The 17471-nt window shown below is 40.6% G+C and carries 12 protein-coding genes; 5 read left to right on the top strand and 7 right to left on the bottom strand.

Annotated elements, in window-relative coordinates:
* Window positions 1–7: 7 nt before the first annotated feature.
* The 3 genes from AACW45_RS20300 to AACW45_RS20290 all read left to right on the top strand — a co-directional run bounded on the left by AACW45_RS20300 (window position 8) and on the right by AACW45_RS20290 (window position 5208).
* Entirely contained in the window at window positions 8–355 is a 348-nt protein-coding gene (locus AACW45_RS20300) for a rhodanese-like domain-containing protein (RefSeq protein ID WP_190634217.1), read from the top strand.
* Window positions 356–368: 13 nt separating this feature from the next.
* Complete coding sequence (locus AACW45_RS20295) at window positions 369–1790, top strand: efflux RND transporter periplasmic adaptor subunit (protein WP_190634215.1); 1422 nt, start codon at window positions 369–371, stop codon at window positions 1788–1790.
* 151 nt (window positions 1791–1941) lie between these two features.
* On the top strand, window positions 1942–5208 hold the full coding sequence (locus AACW45_RS20290; RefSeq protein ID WP_190634213.1) for an efflux RND transporter permease subunit: 3267 nt from the start codon (window positions 1942–1944) through the stop codon (window positions 5206–5208).
* Window positions 5209–5248: 40 nt separating this feature from the next.
* Here AACW45_RS20290 and AACW45_RS20285 read toward each other — a convergent pair whose 3' ends face one another.
* From AACW45_RS20285 to AACW45_RS20260, 6 genes are all read right to left on the bottom strand, one after another.
* On the bottom strand, window positions 5249–5443 hold the full coding sequence (locus AACW45_RS20285) for a hypothetical protein (protein WP_190634211.1): 195 nt from the start codon (window positions 5441–5443) through the stop codon (window positions 5249–5251).
* Window positions 5444–5560: 117 nt separating this feature from the next.
* Entirely contained in the window at window positions 5561–6553 is a 993-nt protein-coding gene (locus AACW45_RS20280) for an outer membrane beta-barrel protein (protein ID WP_190634208.1), read from the bottom strand.
* Between the two features lie 52 nt (window positions 6554–6605).
* A complete protein-coding gene (locus AACW45_RS20275; protein WP_242045720.1) occupies window positions 6606–7655 on the bottom strand; it encodes a hypothetical protein in 1050 nt (349 codons plus the stop codon).
* Between the two features lie 885 nt (window positions 7656–8540).
* Window positions 8541–14348, bottom strand: coding sequence for a trifunctional serine/threonine-protein kinase/ATP-binding protein/sensor histidine kinase (locus tag AACW45_RS20270; protein ID WP_190634206.1), 5808 nt, complete (start codon window positions 14346–14348; stop codon window positions 8541–8543).
* 245 nt (window positions 14349–14593) lie between these two features.
* On the bottom strand, window positions 14594–15691 hold the full coding sequence (locus tag AACW45_RS20265; RefSeq protein WP_190634204.1) for a Kelch repeat-containing protein: 1098 nt from the start codon (window positions 15689–15691) through the stop codon (window positions 14594–14596).
* A gap of 21 nt (window positions 15692–15712) precedes the next feature.
* A complete protein-coding gene (locus AACW45_RS20260; RefSeq protein WP_190634202.1) occupies window positions 15713–16258 on the bottom strand; it encodes a hypothetical protein in 546 nt (181 codons plus the stop codon).
* A gap of 158 nt (window positions 16259–16416) precedes the next feature.
* Between AACW45_RS20260 and AACW45_RS20255 the strand changes: the two genes are divergently transcribed.
* On the top strand, window positions 16417–16599 hold the full coding sequence (locus AACW45_RS20255; protein WP_190634201.1) for a hypothetical protein: 183 nt from the start codon (window positions 16417–16419) through the stop codon (window positions 16597–16599).
* Between the two features lie 288 nt (window positions 16600–16887).
* Here the strand turns inward: AACW45_RS20255 and AACW45_RS20250 are convergent, their stop codons facing one another.
* The gene (locus AACW45_RS20250; protein WP_190634277.1) at window positions 16888–17049 is read right to left on the bottom strand and encodes a hypothetical protein; all 162 of its coding nucleotides are present in this window, start codon (window positions 17047–17049) and stop codon (window positions 16888–16890) included.
* A 68-nt stretch (window positions 17050–17117) separates the two neighbouring features.
* Here AACW45_RS20250 and AACW45_RS20245 point away from each other — a divergent pair, with 68 nt between their 5' ends.
* Window positions 17118–17381, top strand: a complete 264-nt coding sequence (locus tag AACW45_RS20245) for a four helix bundle protein (protein WP_242045721.1) — start codon at window positions 17118–17120, stop codon at window positions 17379–17381.
* Window positions 17382–17471: the final 90 nt, after the last annotated feature.

Genomic DNA, 17471 nt, shown 5'->3' with positions numbered 1-17471 from the left:
AATCCTGATGAAACGTACTCTCAACGATAATTACCACAATCAAACCCAACCTTTTAGCTTAAATCCTCGACAACTGCGATCGCGTCTAGCACAATTCACAATTATCGATGCTCGCAGTTGGATGGAGTACCTTCTTGGGCATATTCCCGGAGCGCGTTACCTCAGCCAAAGCAGTATCTTAGAGGAAATTCCCAAAGACGAATTAATAGTTGTTACTTGCCTATCAGGACACCGCAGTTTAGCTACAGCCCGTTGGTTAGTGGAGCAAGGCTACTTTAAAGTTTACAACTTGCAAGGCGGCATCATGACATGGCAACAGTTGGGCTATCCTTTGCAACGCGGAAACAATCCCTAGCTATATAAAACTTATGTTTAACGATCAATCGTCCGTTCACTTGGAAGCTACTCATACAGATATTACCGCAGAACTACAACCCAAGAAACCCAAGCGGCTGCGGGCGATCGCTTTAATTAGCGTTTTTGCGATCGCTTTTGGGGGTGTGGCTTGGTTGTGGTTATTGCGTCATCCTTCCAAATCAACGGAAACGATAACCGCCCATCTCGAACCTCTAGAAGTGGAAACAACAACAGCCGCCCCAGAATCTATTGCTGGTGGCAGCAGTCTCACTGGTACTATTGAATCTGTAGAAACTGTCACGACAACCAGCCGCATCCAAGGACAAATTCAAAGTTTACCTGTAGCAGAAGGTGACAAAGTTAAAGCCGGTCAAGTCCTCGCTATTATTGATGTTAAAGATATCCAAGCCCAAGGTAATCAAGCATTAGCCGCCATTGCTCAAGCGCAAGCTGGTGTTACAGTCGCCTCAGCCGCAGAAACTCAAGCAATAGCTAGTAAATCTCAAGCTGAAGCACAGTTAAATCAAGCGGAAGCGGCGCAACGGGAAGCCGAAGCCCAATTACAAGAAGCAGAAGCACAGCTAGCTGATGCCCAATTAAATCAACGCCGCATGACAATGCTGCAAAAAGATGGCGCTGTGAGTCAGTCACAGTTGGATCAAGCAAATACACAAGTCGCATTAATCCAAGCCAGAATTAAACAAGCCAAAGCAGGTATCGATCAAGCCAAACGGGGTATTGATCGCGCCAAAGCCGGCGTACAACAAGCCGGTTCCCAAGTCCAGCAAGCCAAAGCCGGTGTAGAACAAGCACGTTCCCAAGTCCAACAAGCCAAAGCCGGACAACAGCAAACCCTCGCTAACTTAAACTATGGTACTGTCACCGCCCCCTTTGCCGGCGTGATTACCAAAAAGCATACAGAAGTGGGTGCGATCGCGGGGCCAGGACAGCCTATAGTGACATTAGAAAGCACCAATCGCCTACGTTTAACTGTCGCAGTCCCAGAATCATTGATTTCTCTAGTTAAATTAGGGGACGAAGTCACAGTACAGTTAGATACTGTGAACCGTTCCGTCACTGGTCGCGTGCGGCAAATTGTACCTTCAGCCAACTTAAATTCCCGTAGTTTCACTGTAAAAGTTGCTTTAGATAACTCCTATCAATTAATGCCAGGAATGTTTGGGCGCTTAGAATTACCCCGTGAAACGCGCACAGTGATGATGATTCCGGAAAATGCTGTTTTTCAGCGTGGGCAATTAGAAGGCGTTTATGTAATTGCTGCGAATAATATTGCTCAATTACGCTGGGTAAAAACCGGCAAAGCGCAAGATAAAAAAGTAGAAATTGTTTCCGGGTTAGAAATAGGCGATCGCATTATTACTAGCAATGTAGAAGAACTGCATGATGGACAGCAGGTTGTTGCTAATAAATAAAGGGTTTTATCTCACGCAAAGGCGCAAAGGCGCAAAGAATCATGAACTATCTTCTACTCTCTTTACTTCGTGTACTTCGTGTACTACCCTTCGGGAACGCCTTCGGCGAACGCGGTTCGTTTTTTCCAAATCTTCCAAAACTGCATATTTTATGAACGGTAAAAGTTCACAACCTAAACTTGGTTTTGTTGGCAACCTAGCCAAAAAATTTATAGCCTCTAAATTAACTCCCCTAATTATTTTAGTTTCATTATTATTAGGCATTGGCGCAACGATAGTTCTCCCCCGCGAAGAAGAACCGCAAATTACAGTGCCAATGGCAGATGTATTTGTGCAAATGCCTGGTGCAACAGCCAAAGAGGTAGAACAGCGTGTTACCTTCCCAATGGAGAAGTTAATTAAAGAATTACCCGGTGTTGAGTATGTTTATTCTACTTCTCGCCCTGGTTCATCTGTTGCCATTGTCCGGTTTTATGTTGGTCAAAAAACCGAAGATGCTATTGTCCAATTGTACAACAAACTCTATGCTAACTTCGATAAAATACCTGCTGGTGTTTCTCAACCTTTAATTAAATCTCGCGCCATTGATGATGTCCCAATTCTCACTCTAACCCTGTGGAGTAATCAAGCCAACGCTACCGATTTACGCCAAATAGCGGCGCAATTAGATGAGCAAATTAAGCAAGTACCAGATGTTTCTGAAACTACCATTATCGGCGGACAAAAACGACAGCTACGTATCGAACTTGACCCAGTTAGATTAAATTCCTTTGGCTTAACTCCCTTAGATATTTCTCAAGCTTTACAGTTACAAAATACAGAGCTAGCAAGCGGTGCTTTAAGTCAAAATAATCAATCTTTATTAATTAGAACCCAAAGCTTTATTCGCTCGGCGTCAGATGCTCAAAATTTAGTTGTGAGCGTGGCGAATAATCAACCAGTATATTTGCGTGATGTCGCTAATGTTACTGATGGTGCAGAAGAACCAGCTAGTTATGTATTTTTTGGACAGGGTAAAAAAGCAACTCAGGGTGAAGCGGATGCGGTGACAATTGCGATCGCAAAACGTCCAGGTGCAAATGCAATTCAAGTTTCCCATCATGTATTACATAAATTAAAGGAAATTCAGCACAATTACATCCCCAACTATGTACAGCTAACAGTCACGCGGGATTATGGCGAAACTGCTGCGGAACGTTCTAATGAGTTGTTAGTTCACATGGGGATTGCGGTAATTTCTGTTACTGTCCTGATGTGGTTTGCACTAGGTAAAAAAGAGGCGATGGTGGTGGCTGTATCCATCCCTGTAACCTTAGCGCTGACTCTGGCTAGTTTTGTATTTTACGGCTTTACTTTAAACCGGGTAACATTTTTTGCGCTAATCTTCTCCATTGGGATTTTAGTCGATGATGCGATCGTGGTGGTAGAAAATGTTGGTCGTCATTTGCAACTTCCCGAAAACAAAACCCGAATGCAATTATCGCGCAACCGCCAAAAGACGCTACAAAAAATTGTCCTCGAAGCTGTAGACGAGGTGGGAAATCCGACGATTTTAGCGACATTAACCGTAATTGCGGCGATTTTACCAATGGCGTTTGTAGGCGGCTTGATGGGGCCATATATGCGCCCAATTCCTTTAGGAGCCTCCGCCGCTATGATATTCTCAGCTTTGGTGGCGTTTATTGTTGTCCCTTGGGCGACGATGCGGTTTTTTGGGAATTATAATACTCACAATCATGGACATGAAGAGGAAGACTTTCTCAGCCGATTGTATCGCCGTTTCATGAGTCCATTAATTGCGCGTCGTCAATGGGGAAACGCTTTTATTGCGGGAACACTGGCGTTATTAATAGCAGCTTTGGGATTAGCTGGATTTCGGTTAGTAATTCTGAAAATGCTACCCTACGACAACAAAAGCGAATTGCAGATTGTTTTAAATATGCCAGAAGGGACAACCCTAGAACAAACGGCGAGGGTAACGCGAGAAATGGGACAATATTTAACCACAGTCCCAGAAGTAACTAATTACCAAAGCTATATCGGCACTGCTTCACCTTACAACTTTAATGGCTTGGTGCGACATTACTTTTTGCGTTCTGGTGCGAATATCGCAGATATGCAGGTGAATTTTTTACCAAAAGGCGATCGCCATCGCCAAAGTCATGATATTGCTAAAGCTATCCGCCCTCAATTAAAGCAAATTGCTGATCAGTATAACGCCCGCGTACAAGTAGCAGAAATACCCCCAGGGCCACCAGTATTGCAAACTTTGGTGACAGAAGTATACGGTGCAGATTACGAAAAACAAATTGAACTAGCGCGACAAATCCGGCAAATTTATCACAATACCGCCGATATTGTCGATGTGGATTGGTACATGGAATCACCACAAACAGAATATAATTTGATAATTGACAGAGAAAAAGCTGCCCTTAATGGTATTAGTCCGGCGCAAATTTCCCAAGTTTTACAAATTGCTCTATCTGGTCAAAATGTGGGTTTACTACATGATGCCAAATCCCGCGAAGATGTGGCGATTAATTTACGCTTAAATCAAGCTAATCGTACCAGTTTAGCCGACCTTAAATCCTTAAAAATCAAAGGAGTCAACGGAAATTTAGTAGCCGTCAGCGACTTAATTAAAACCGAAACCACCACAGCAGATCACAGTATTTATCACAAAAACTTACAGCCTGTCGTTTATGTAACTGCTGATGTCGCCGGCAAAGTTGAAAGTGCAGTTTATGCTATGCTCAACGTGCAATCTCAAATCGATAAACTCTCCCATCCTAAAGGCTATAACATTGCTACGTACTTTACCGAACAACCACCAACTACAGAAAAATTCGGCATCAAATGGGATGGCGAATGGCACGTTACTTTTGAAGTATTCCGCGATTTAGGAATTGCTTTTGCTGTGGTGTTGGTGTTAATTTATGCCCTTGTTGTCGGTTGGTTTCAATCGTTTATTACTCCCTTAGTAATTATGGCAGCTATTCCCTTTTCTTTAGTAGGAATTATGCCAGCACATTGGTTAATGGGAGCCTTTTTCAGCGCTACTTCCATGATTGGCTTTATTGCGGGGGCTGGAATTGTGGTGCGAAATTCGATTATTTTGGTAGATTTTATTGAATTGCGATTGAAAGAGGGAATACCTTTAGAAGAAGCGGTAATTGATGCAGGTGCAGTCCGATTCCGTCCGATGTTATTAACAGCCGCAGCAGTAATAGTTGGTTCAGCAATTATTTTAACTGACCCAATTTTTCAGGGATTAGCGATTTCTTTAATGGCTGGGGAAGTAGCATCTTTGATATTATCGCGGTCGGCTGTGCCAATCTTATATTATAAAGTGTGGCGGGGGAAACAATCAAAATCGCAAGATGCCCCTATTCCCTCTGTGGTTCAACAAATGAATTGAAAACCGCAGAGGACGCAGAGAGCGCAGAGAGAAAACAGATTTATTGAGTCATACCAAATTCTCTGTGAACTTGCACTTGATAATTACTTTCTTTCTCTTGGCGTTCTTGGCGTCTTCTCTGCGAGACGCTTCGCGAAGGCGGTTCATTAAATAAAATATTACCTGCATCATAGCGAATTGGTATTACTCTTATCTCTGTGTCACACCAGTTGAATAAGTAAATTTGAAAAAGCATAGCTATACAAATAAGGCTTTTATTCGATAAAAATTAATACCAATTTGCTATGATGGATTTAATATTGAATTAAACCGCCAAGACGCCAAGGACGCCAAGGAAAGAGAGATAATTTATTTAGAACAAAGGCACATTTAACCCGATACTTATACCTATAGAAAAATTATCTAAATCCACATTGGGATCGGATGAATCACCGAAAAGATAGGATGCTGAACCACTAATAAACAAATCTGGATTAATACTGTAAATTGCTTCTAACCCAATTTGATTTTGCGTATCAAATCTCTCTTGTTGAGTGAAGTCTCTTAAACTTAAGCGATAATCTAATGCACCTTGAAGTTGGGGTGTAATATCATAGCGCAAACGCGCCCCTAAGCTGTTAGCAACGCGATTTTGATCGCTGGGTGTGGCAAAGCTGGCGCGGAGTTCGTAAAATGAATCTAATCTTAGGCGATCGCCTAATTGGTCTTGTCGTCCTACAATTAAGCGAACCGAATCATCTAATAATAAGCGATCGCCATTTCCATCTCTATATAATCTCTCCTGCACCCATCCTAGTTGACCATACATTCCCCTAGCAATTCTTTGCTGTATCCCCACATTAAAGTTGAGATAGTTGTAATTAAAGTCTCCTTGGTCAGCATATCTTACCAAACCACCACTAGCAGCCGCTACTAACCGGGTTTCTTCTCCTAGTTTGGGTGTTGCTAGTAAGGTAGCACTATTAATAAATACTGTATCACTCGGTTGAAATGCTTCAAAGCCTGTAATATTAGAACTGGTAAAAGCCGAGGAACGCAGTAATAGTTGCACATCAGGTTGGCGACGTTGGGGTGGTTGTTGTTGACGAGGAGTAATGATTTCAATCTCGCCTAATTCATCCTTCACATCTTCTGGATCTACTGCTTGATTAGTGTCATTGACAGGAAAATCTGCGGGATTATTGGGATCGCCAGGAACTACAGGTAGTTGGACGACAATTGTATCTTCTGGTGATGGTTGCGGAGAATCTGCTGTTGGGGAAATGGGATTAGCGGCGATACTAGAATGAATGTCCCAAGTTAGTAAGGTAGCTAACGAACAAAGCGCAATCTTATAAGTACGCATGGTTATTTAAGATTTAGAATAAATTCAGTTTGCTAGATTTGGCGATCGCATTTTACGGTATTTGTCCTTGATTGCCTGTTTGACCACCTGTTGGTACACCAGTATCCCTTCCAGTTTGACCGCCAGTTTGACCTCCAGTATCCCCTACGCTTGGATTGTCTTGGTCTGTTCTTGGTGGTTGGGGAGTCACGGGATTGCGATCGTCTTCAAATTTCCGCAGTGGGTCATCGTTAGTGGTGATACAATTCGTAGAGAGCGTACTAGCTCCACCACGAGAATTGACATTACACAAACCTTCAATCCAGACTTTTTGAGTCTCTAATCCTGCTAAAGTTTCTTTCCTCACTTTATTCAGAATTACCTGCACATTCGGAGATTCTTGAGCAACTAATGCTTCTTGTCCCGGCCCTAATCCCGTAGCTAATTGGCTGGTTTGATAAAATTTCTGTAAGTCAAAGTTTTGTACTGGACTGATTACCCCATTGTTAACAGTAACTGTTTGACCAGCTTGTAAAGTTTGGGTTTGCGTTCCGCTAAGATTGGTAACTGTAACAGGTAAATTAGTTAAATTAAAAACTTGAGTAGTATTAGTAGCACCATTATGAGTTACAGCTACAGCCCCACTGGTAACATTTGGGGGTAATATATCTGAACCTGGTGGTGGTGCGGCTGCTATGATATTAATCCGACTTTGAGGTGTTTCAATTGTCGTTCCCGTACTCCCAGCCGCACTGGCGATTACAGCTGTACCATTTTGCAATTGAAAAATAGTTTCTGCTTTATAAACGCCGTTAGTGATTTCATAACGCCGGAGTCCTGGTTTAAATAGAAAAGTCGCACTAGAACCAATCCTCGCTAGCGCACCTTCGTTAAATAATAATTCAGCCCGCGATCGCGTTTTTGTTTGTAGTGCATCTAAAGGAACCAACACATCAGCCTTTTTCGCAGCCCGTGGAGGTTTATCTTTCAATAACAATTGCACTTGATTTTGCAACTTGTAAACTTCTGCACGGGTAAGTAAATCTTGCTGCGCCAATGCTGGAGTTATCCAAGATGCAGTGAGACATATCCCCACAATTAGCTTTTGACTTAATGACTCCATCCCCCCACTCCATCACAACTTTAAATAAAAGTGCTAATTATAATTAGAACATTTGTTCTGTGATTTTCGACTACAAACAGCGATCGCTTTTTTCCAGATAAACACTGTTACGTTTAATAAATATCCAATGCCCCATGCCCTACAGTTAATAAACTGTTACACAAAATGAGTGTATATTTGCATCTCAGTAAAGTTTGCTTTCAAAATGAGACACCATAATTTAATAGTGCTATTTTAATAATTGAAGCTAAGGAGCTTCCCTGGCAGATACAACAGCCAAGTAGACGAAGTCCACGCTAGTTAAGAGGTAAAAAACGCTGTTACATAGTCTGTCTCGTCAACTAACAACAACACCCAACTCGAAAGCTAATATTTCCTCAATGTGGTAAAGAGGGGGTAATACAAGTAAACGTAATTACATAGCGAGAATGTAATTAGTAATTGTAACCCCGTGTGTCCTGAGTAAACAGAGGAAATCACTAAGCAAGTCGCAGCTTGGGTGTTGTTGTATTTATGGGGTAGGGAAATAATTGATATAAAAAAATATACAACTATTTATTGTGGGGTGGGCGTCTCGCCCGCCCATAGTCAAAGGCGGGCAAGACTTCGGCGTGAGCGCTCAGTCGAACGCTGCCCACCCCACAAGATTGGATAATTTATTTGTTGGAAGTCCCTAAAACGAAAAAATAAGTTTATGAGCCTGCCTACGCAGGCTACCCTGGGGGAAGCCGCTTCGCGTCTATTTTTGTATAGCCTCACCCTGATAGGCTGTAGGTGCAAGATATCAATTACCGCAGTTAGTTGAAATCGGACTCCGGGAAGCGTAGGCTTTGCTGCTGGAATCTTGATGTCTGGCGGGTTCGCCTATACACCTGCGGGGGATGCTCAGACGGGAATTTCCATAATAAACTCTGTACCTGCGCCTAAAACAGAATTGCAACTTAATTTACCGCCATGAGTTTCTTCTACAATTTGGCGCGCGATCGCTAATCCTAATCCCGTTCCTTTGCCCACGGCTTTAGTTGTAAATAAATGAGCGAATATTTTTTGTTGAATTTCTGCATTCATGCCTTTACCATTATCACTAATGACAATTTTCACCACTTTATTTACTAATGCAGTTGTAATTGTAATGCAGTTAGGCTGGGCTTGAATTTCTTTAAAGCTCTTACCAATATTTGCTTCTTCTAAAGCATCAATCGCATTCGCCAGAATATTCATAAATACTTGATTTAATTGTCCGGGAAAACATTCAATTTGGGGTATATCTCCATACTGGGTGATGACTTCAATTGCTGGGTGTTGTTCATTAGCTTTGAGACGATGTTTCAGAATAAGAATCGTGCTATCAATGCCTTGATGAATATTAAATGGTACTTTGTAATCTTTATCGGCGCGAGAAAATGTCCGCAGACTGGTACTAATATTTTTCAGTCTGTCGCAAGCCATCACCATTGCATCGATGGTTTTGGGTAAATCTTCTAAGAGATAATCTAATTCAATTTCTGCGGCATGTTCTTGAATTTCATCGCCAGGATTTTCTATTATTTCTTGATAGAGTTGCAAGTGTTCAGCGATATCAGCAAAATTTGGTTTAGTCTGTTGAAGAGTAGCAAAAATAAAGCCCAACGGATTATTCATTTCGTGAGCGACACCAGTAACTAAGTTGCCCAATGCAGACATTTTTTCACTTTGTACAATTTGTAAATGGGCGTTTCGGAGATCTGTTAGGGCTTGTTCTAAGTCAAGTGATTGTTGTTGCAAAGCCAGTTCTGCTTTTTTACCATCGCTAATATCAATTAGCACCCCATCCCATAAAATTGCACCATCGGCTTGTCGTTCTGGCCTAGCAGCAGAGCGTACCCATTTTACAGTTCCTGAAGGCAAAACAATCCGCCATTCATGGGCAAATGGTGTTAAATTTTGGGCAGATTCCATCGTTGCTTGGATTATATTCAGATCATCATCAGGATGATGCATAGCACTCAGGCTATGTACGCCAGCCATGACTAATTCTGGCTCTAATTCATACAAGTCAAAACAGCCAGAACTCACATAAGGCGTGGAAGTTGAACCGTCCGGAGCGAGACGGAATTGATACACCATCCCCGGAATATTATTTGCCAAATTTTGGAAGCGGGTTTCGCTAGCCTGCAATTTTACGAGAGATTCTTGAGACTTTTGATAAAGTCGGGCATTTTCTAGAGAAATTGCTGCTTGAGTGCAAATTAAGTTCAGCAGTTCCACTCGTTCGCTGGTAAAGGCTCCTGTGGCTAAGTTATTCTCTAGATACAAAATACCTAGCAATTGACCTTGACGTAAAATTGGACTGCACAAGCTACTTTTTGGCTGTTGACGCATAATATATGGGTCATTTGCTAAAGTCAAATCGGCAGTTGCATCAAACAGCACAACAGTTTGTTGATTGTGCTTGACTTTGTAGATGAGCTTCAGGGGAATATCTTGGCTTTCCTCAATGGGAATACGCTGTAAAATCACTGGCTCCGTTCCCACAGTAACTAACCCTTTGATTAACAGGCGTTCGTCTCGCAGCATCATAAACACACATTTATCAGCCCCCACATTTTCAATCACAATCGACAGCAACAAGGAAAGCAGTTTTTCTAGTTCAATTTCCCCAGAGATAGCATGAGTCGCTTTGAGAATGGTAGCTAAGTCAAGGGAATTAGAGATACTGTGAGAAGAAGAACTAGCGGAGGTGAAGGTTTCCCTGGCGATGAGGGTTTCCTTCAGTGAGAGGTGAGGGCGAGTTGACTGTAAAATAGCAGTCAAAAGTTGCGGGTAACGTCTTTCTAAGTCGTTAACTTTGGCTTTTGCACCCCAACGAGCATAGTTATAGTAGGCTTTGATTGTGTATTCTTCAGCAAGGCGCTGTTTATCCCATTGCAGATAAAATTTGGCTGCTAATTCGTTGGCGAGGGCTTCTTCGTTGATAAATTGATGTTCTTGAGCCAAATTTATCGCTCGATCGTAACATTCGCTAGCAGCAAATTTTTCACCCAATACTCGATGACGTTCCGCTTCTACTAAATACCATTTATGCAAGTGGTTCATCGGTGCATATTGCGCCCACTGGTGCAGAATTGTTTGATGGTTGCTAGCAGCAGTCAGCAGTTCGGCTTGCTGTGGTTCTGGCTGGGTGGGGATAAGTCCGAGATAAGTTAGCGCCGCATAAAAATGGAAAATGGGCACAAAAATCGTGCCGGAAACTGCCATTAAACAAGGCTGGGCTTGGGCGATATAGTCCCGTGCATCTGTATAATTAGCAAAATAGCAAGCAAGTAGCAGTTTGTAGATATAAGCTTGCGCGATCGCAATCAAGTCATGATCCTGGTGATGCTTGGTTAGCATCAAGGTTTCATTGTAGGTATTGCCAATCAAGTAATCTGGTTGGCTGACTGGTTCTATGAAATTTTCTGCGGCTTGTTTTCCCAAATTTAGATATATTTGAGCCGAATATTGTTTCACCTGAGCCAATGCCAAACTATAATCAGCCATGACTTGAACAAAACTATTCAGTTCTTCACCACTAAAAAACCTACCATCACTGTGACCACCCAGAGCAAAACCAGCATGTAAAAAATCTCCGGTTTCGATGCCAGTTTGGTAGGCTGTTAACAAAAGTGGAATTGTGGCATCTAATCGCTCTTGGTAATGTTGAATAAAGCAGCCAAACAGAGAAAGTACTCCGGATTTATTCGGTTTAATATGTAATTTTTCCAGTAAATTCAGCGCCAATTGACCAAAAGCATAACCTGTGGCAGGATCTTCCAAGAATCCACACAATACCATACCGTGAATACCATATCCGGTTGTGGATGCCGCAGTATTACCCGATTGTAGAGATAAACTTACCATCATCGAACTCAACCAGGGTAATAAACCGGGCATTCCTTGGATAATTGGTGAAAACAACATACCCAACAGTTCCATAGCCGCTTCTGTGGTGGGATCTGTCATTAAGGGGAGATTGATCAAGTCGGCAATTTCTCTGCCTGCTAATTGGGTGGTAAGCTGTTGTAGCATTGCGCCAATCAAGTCTGGATCGGGTTGTTGTGGTAGTTCCACCCCTAATTGTGCTAATGCTTTTCTACCAACCGCGATCGCTCCTAATACATTACTTTGTAAAACTTGCGCGGCAATTTGAATTTCATAAATTTTCACTCGATCTAAAATTGTTCGCGCCGATAGCAAGACTATGGTTGCTATCTGTTCCATACTTTCAAAGTCACTATTTAAATAACTCGCTTCAGCCGCCGCAATATGCAAATTTAAAGCCAATTCATACTGATGTATCCAGCAATTTTCTGGTAGAAGTTCCAGTCCGATTTGAAAATATGTTCTAGCTGCTGCATATGCTGTAGAATTTCTCGCCTTTGCTCCGGCTTTTAAGTTTAGTTGAGCTAATCTTTCTTGTTCACATGGTTCAACAATTAACTTAATACCTTTATTCAAATGCCCAACAATATCAAACAGTTTTTCTTCTTGTTGGATTGGCGAAAGATTTTGCTGGAGTAATTGTCCAATTTGCAGATGGGTGGCTTGTTTTCGCTCTTGGGGAATCAGGGAATAGGCGGCTTGCTGTACTCTATCATGTAAGAATTTATATTTTGCTAACTGTTTATTATGTCCTTCTTCCAGGGTAAATTGTTCTAAGCGATCGCTCTCATTTGCCTGATAAAATTTATAAACTTCACTAATTGGTAAAATCAATCCTTCTTGCAATGCTTTCCACAAATCAGCAGCAGTTTCCATTTCTGACTGTTGGGAAACAATTGCCAAAGTTGCTAAATCAAAAGAGTTACCAATACAAGCAGCCAATTGTAAAATATTTTGCGTTGATTGTGGCATTTTTTGTAATTGCCATGCCATAAAAGCCACAACATCATCTGTAAGCGCTAGCTGATTTACCTGGGTAATATCGCATTGCCAACAACCTAGTGCAAAATCAAATTGAATAAAATTTTCTTGATATAATGATTTGAGAAACTGTGTAGTAAAAAACGGATTACCCTGAGTTTTTTGATAAATTGAGACAGAAAGATTCCATGCTAAATTTTCTGAGCATTTCAGGGTATCAGCCACTAACTGATTTACTTCTACTTGATTCAGTGGCGTTAAGGTAATAGTATTAATTATTGATTGATTTTTCTGAATTTCCTGCAAAGTCAACATTAACGGATCTGCTGGTTTGACTTCGTTATCGCGGTATGCCCCAATTAAGAAAAGATAACTGGTATCAGACATTAAAAGCTGAATCAAATTTAATGATGCTGAATCTGCCCATTGCAAATCATCTAAAAATATCACTAATGGATGTTCAACACTGGTAAATACTTGCGTAAATTTTTTAAATAATAAATTAAATCTATTTTGTGCTGCTGTACCTGATAATTCTATCGCCGGAGGCTGTGCGCCAATAATTATTTCTAATTCGGGAATAACTTCAATAATTACCCCGCCATTTTCTCCCACAGCTTCTAAAATTTGATGTTTCCATTGTTGAATTTGTGTATCGCTTTCAGTTAAAATTTGACCAATAAAATCGCGAAATGCTTGCACAAACGCCGAAAAAGGAATATTCCGTTGAAATTGGTCGTATTTACCCTTGATAAAATAACCGCGTTGTCTGAGAATTGGTTTATGAACCTCATTGACAACTGCTGTTTTACCAATTCCAGATAACCCAGCCACCAGCATCATTTCTGTAGCACCAAGACTCACGCGCTCAAATGCTTGCAGTAGGGTAGATACTTCCGCTTCTCTCCCATAAAGTTGATCGGGGATAATAAAGCGATCGCTAATATCTCGTTCTCCAATGGCAAAGCTTTTGATATTACCAGTTTCTGCAAGTTGAGATAAACATTTTTCTAAATCATATTTTAATCCCAAAGCACTTTGATATCTATCTTCAGCATTTTTTGCCATCAATTTCATCACAATATCAGAAATCACCAAGGGAATTTCTGCTCTTTTACCTGCTAATAAAGGTGGTTTCTTCGCAATATGTGAATGTACTAATTCCATCACATCATTTGTGGGAAATGGTAATTCTCCTGTGAGTAATTCATAGAAAGTCACACCCAAAGAATAAAAATCAGTCCGGTAATCAATTGGGCGATTCATTCTCCCTGTCTGTTCGGGAGAAATATAAGCCAATGTTCCTTCCAACACATTAGGATTAACTATTGCTGGCGTTTCTCGCGGTAATAAAGAAGCAATACTAAAATCAATTAATTTAACTTGTTGAGTCTCCGGATTAATTAATATATTGCTAGGTTTAATATCTTTATGAATTATGCGCTCGTGGTATAATATATCTAAAGCTTTGCAAAGTGCGATCGCAATTTCTAAAAACTCTCCGAGAAAGCTTCCCCTACTATTAGCTTGCCATTCCAGCAGAGAAACTCCCCCAAAATCTTCCATAATCAGGGCGTAACCATTTTGGTATGGTTCGAGGCTATAGATTTGAATAATTAGAGGTGAGTTGAGATTTTTGGCAATGCTGTACTGATTGCAAAAAGATAAGAGTTCGCTAAAGCTAGGATAGGGATTTTTCAGCAGTTTAATCACAACAGGTAATGCGTCAGTCTCCCGAATAGCCCGATAAACCAATGTTCTTGAGCCATTGTAGATTTCTTTAGCAATCTTGTATCCGGGAATATTCAGCATAGCATCAACCTCAACTACCGGGCTTAGTATTCCCACATCGACAATTTATTTCACCAAAACAAGCAAAAATAGATAAGTAAGTAATGTTAACATGCTTGAAACCCTTACCAATAACCAAAATGTAACTGAAAAAACTCTGCGTACCTACCCTGCGGGAAGGCGAAGCGCCTATGCGTAAACCTTAGCGTACCTTTGCGTTAAAAAAAATATACTTTTATGCAACTTCATCCTAAATTCGTATAACCTCAACCTGCTAAAATATAAACATCATTATCATAGCTATTATTACCAACTTGAGTATCAATCCATAAACCACCATAAACAATCATTTGCTGCTTAAATTGAATTGTCGAATGACCAAATCGCGGCGGTGGAAATTTCCCTTCTACTTCAGGAATAATCCCCCTATAAGTTCCGCTATTACTATCGCCAATAGCAGGCAGATTTAATAATACCAAATCGCCAATAGTCACATGGCTCACGCCATTACCTGGAGCCATACCTGCAAATAAAACTAAATTATCGCCAAATTCTCCATAGCTGTGAACAGTACGATAGGGAATTCCACTATCATCATCAAACTCATCAGAGTATTCTTCCTCATCATCATCCGGCAGAATAATTTGATATGAATAATTCTCTATGCCGATAAATTCAGCTTTTTGCCATTGTAATTTAATTTGACTTTCCGAATCCAAATTACCCAATTCTAAAGTAAAAATATCTTCGCAGAATCCGCCGTAAGCCGCATCCCCCAGAAACTTAATTAATGTATTACCACGTACTTTCAATCCAGCTAAAGCAGCATCAGTACAGTTTTCAACTTGGATATCGATCCAGCACATTTGTGAGAGATCTAAGAGATGAATATCTTCATAGGCTGCGTAAATATCAAAAGAACCACCATCAATAAATAACTTATCTTGATATAAAGCTGCGCTATGATGAGAACGAGGTGCTGGTGGCGTACCATTAGGGATAACTTGCGACCATTCCCAGGTTTTAAGATTGAGGATATGCACAGCAACATCAGTAAAAGTATATCCGCCGTCTTTTGCTTCTTTATATCCTCCCCAAACCAGCATTTTATCTTGATATAAAACAGCAGTATGAAAGCCTCTACTATCAGGAATATTGCCAAAAATCTCAGGTTGCGTCCAAGTCCAAGTTTCTAAATCTAGCAAGTGAACATCGTTAAAGGTGTCGCCAGTCTCGTTACTTTCTCCAGCAAATACAATCATGGAATTTTCATACAAAATTGCAGAATGTCCATATCTAGGTGAGGGAGGTTGTCCCTGGATTTGGGGTTTTCGCCAAATGAAATGAGGGGTATGTAATGACATAGTTATTTTGATAAAAAAGGCTTAATTCATCAGATAAAAGCAGAGAATTTCTGTAATCTTGCCTTTTTCCAGGGTAAAATTTAAACCTGCGGGACTAGGAGTTTCAATCGAGTAACTTAAGCGAGTGAGATTACCTTCTTTATAAGCATCAGTGTTACCATAGGTTCTAGTAATTTTTGATGGACTGTCACCAACTTTGACACCATCTAGAGTTGCATATTTATTACTAGTTGCTTTTATTTGATAAACAGTGAATTTATTTTCCGGAAAATCTTCGGCTAAATCAATAGAAATACCCCGATATTTCAGCGTGCGCACTTTACCAATAGCAGGCATAAATTGATTTTCTACTTTTACAGGCTTACCTAAAATTTTTCTTACCTGTGCTTCCGACATATCAAGTTTTACACCACCAATTCCCAGGCGTTCGATAGTGATTCCTTTTACTTGATTAGAACTTTGGGCGATTTGATATTTAGCCGTAATATTAGCATTTACAGGACTTTGAATAAAGCTGGTTAAAGATATAGTCGCAGTTGCGATCGCTAAGGAAATTTCTCTTAACATAAATTTAAGTAATCAGTAATTATTAGATAAAAATTATACCAATTAAAAAAATAATTCGACAAATGGTAGGCGCATGGCATTGCCATTGGTGTCAACTTAAGCTAAAAATAGCCACTGTCTGAGCTTTTTCAGCCGATGCGATCGCAATCAAAGTCGTTTTGATTGTCGTCAAAGTCGATCTGATTGCAATCAAAGTCGATCTGATTGCAATCAAACTTGATCTGATTGTCATCAAAGTCGATCTGATCGCAATCAAACTTGATCTGATTGTCGTCAAACTTGATCTGATTGCAATCAAAGTTGATCTGATTGTCGTCAAAGTCGATCTGATTGCAATCTGAGTCGATGCGATCGCAATCAAACTTGATCTGATTGCTTTTACACCTTACAATGTCTCGCCCAGCACGTAATTTTCAACCAGGCTTTTGTTATCACACGCCCTGGTGGGGAAGTCAAAAGTCAAAAATCAAAAATAAGTATTTTCAGACTCTTATTGTATACTTGAGCTTTAGTATACTTAATTACAGCAGTTTTCACCTATTTGAACCACACCTGTCGTAGGGGCACGGCACTAGTAAAATTATTGTATGTACCAAAAGATTGTCGGTGCCGTGCCCCTACAGCGTGGTTTATTTACCTGAAAATAGCTGTAATACAGCAGATTGCCAGTTAGTGAGGTACAGATTATCGTTGATTGTAGGGGCACTGGCACTGCCATGCCCCGAAGCGCGTACTTCATTTACCTGCAATATGCTGTATGAGTAATTACATCCCAATTCCTGATAGAGCATTTGAATTTGCTGTTAGGATAACAAAGCTTTGTTCCTATCTAGATAAACAACCAGGCACATCCAGATGATTGGCTAATCAATTATTTAGAGCAGGAACTTCCATAGGTGCTAATCTCGAAGAATCTCGTTCCGCAGAGAGCGATAAAGATTTCATCAGTAAACAATCAATAGCTTTAAAAGAAGCAAAAGAAACAAGATATTGGTTGAGGCTGTTAATTAAATCAGAAATGATGACTGAGACACAAGTAAAAAACCTTTTAGATGAGTGTGAACAATTAATTAAAATTATTGCTAAATCAATCGTCACGACTAAAGGAAAGCTCGAAAAATAAACTTTTGACTTTTGACTTTTGACTTTTGACTTCCCCAAAGGGGTTGCCAGGTATCGGATTTATGAAATGCTGATGGTTACGTGGAAAATG

Origin of the sequence: Calothrix sp. FACHB-168, assembly GCF_963889195.1 — a bacterium.
Lineage (GTDB): Bacteria > Cyanobacteriota > Cyanobacteriia > Cyanobacteriales > Nostocaceae > Aulosira > Aulosira anomala_A.
The sequence above is the reverse complement of the archived record's forward strand: the minus strand, read 5'-3'. Positions and strand labels throughout refer to the sequence as shown.

Bases quoted from the DNA above. Each gene is read 5' to 3' on its own strand.
- AACW45_RS20300 (WP_190634217.1), top strand. From the start codon at position 8: ATGAAACGTACTCTCAACGATAATTACCACAATCAAACCCAACCTTTT.
- AACW45_RS20295 (WP_190634215.1), top strand. From the start codon at position 369: ATGTTTAACGATCAATCGTCCGTTCACTTGGAAGCTACTCATACAGAT.
- AACW45_RS20290 (WP_190634213.1), top strand. From the start codon at position 1,942: ATGAACGGTAAAAGTTCACAACCTAAACTTGGTTTTGTTGGCAACCTA.
- AACW45_RS20285 (WP_190634211.1), bottom strand. From the start codon at position 5,443: ATGCTTTTTCAAATTTACTTATTCAACTGGTGTGACACAGAGATAAGA.
- AACW45_RS20280 (WP_190634208.1), bottom strand. From the start codon at position 6,553: ATGCGTACTTATAAGATTGCGCTTTGTTCGTTAGCTACCTTACTAACT.
- AACW45_RS20275 (WP_242045720.1), bottom strand. From the start codon at position 7,655: ATGGAGTCATTAAGTCAAAAGCTAATTGTGGGGATATGTCTCACTGCA.
- AACW45_RS20270 (WP_190634206.1), bottom strand. From the start codon at position 14,348: ATGCTGAATATTCCCGGATACAAGATTGCTAAAGAAATCTACAATGGC.
- AACW45_RS20265 (WP_190634204.1), bottom strand. From the start codon at position 15,691: ATGTCATTACATACCCCTCATTTCATTTGGCGAAAACCCCAAATCCAG.
- AACW45_RS20260 (WP_190634202.1), bottom strand. From the start codon at position 16,258: ATGTTAAGAGAAATTTCCTTAGCGATCGCAACTGCGACTATATCTTTA.
- AACW45_RS20250 (WP_190634277.1), bottom strand. From the start codon at position 17,049: ATGCTCTATCAGGAATTGGGATGTAATTACTCATACAGCATATTGCAG.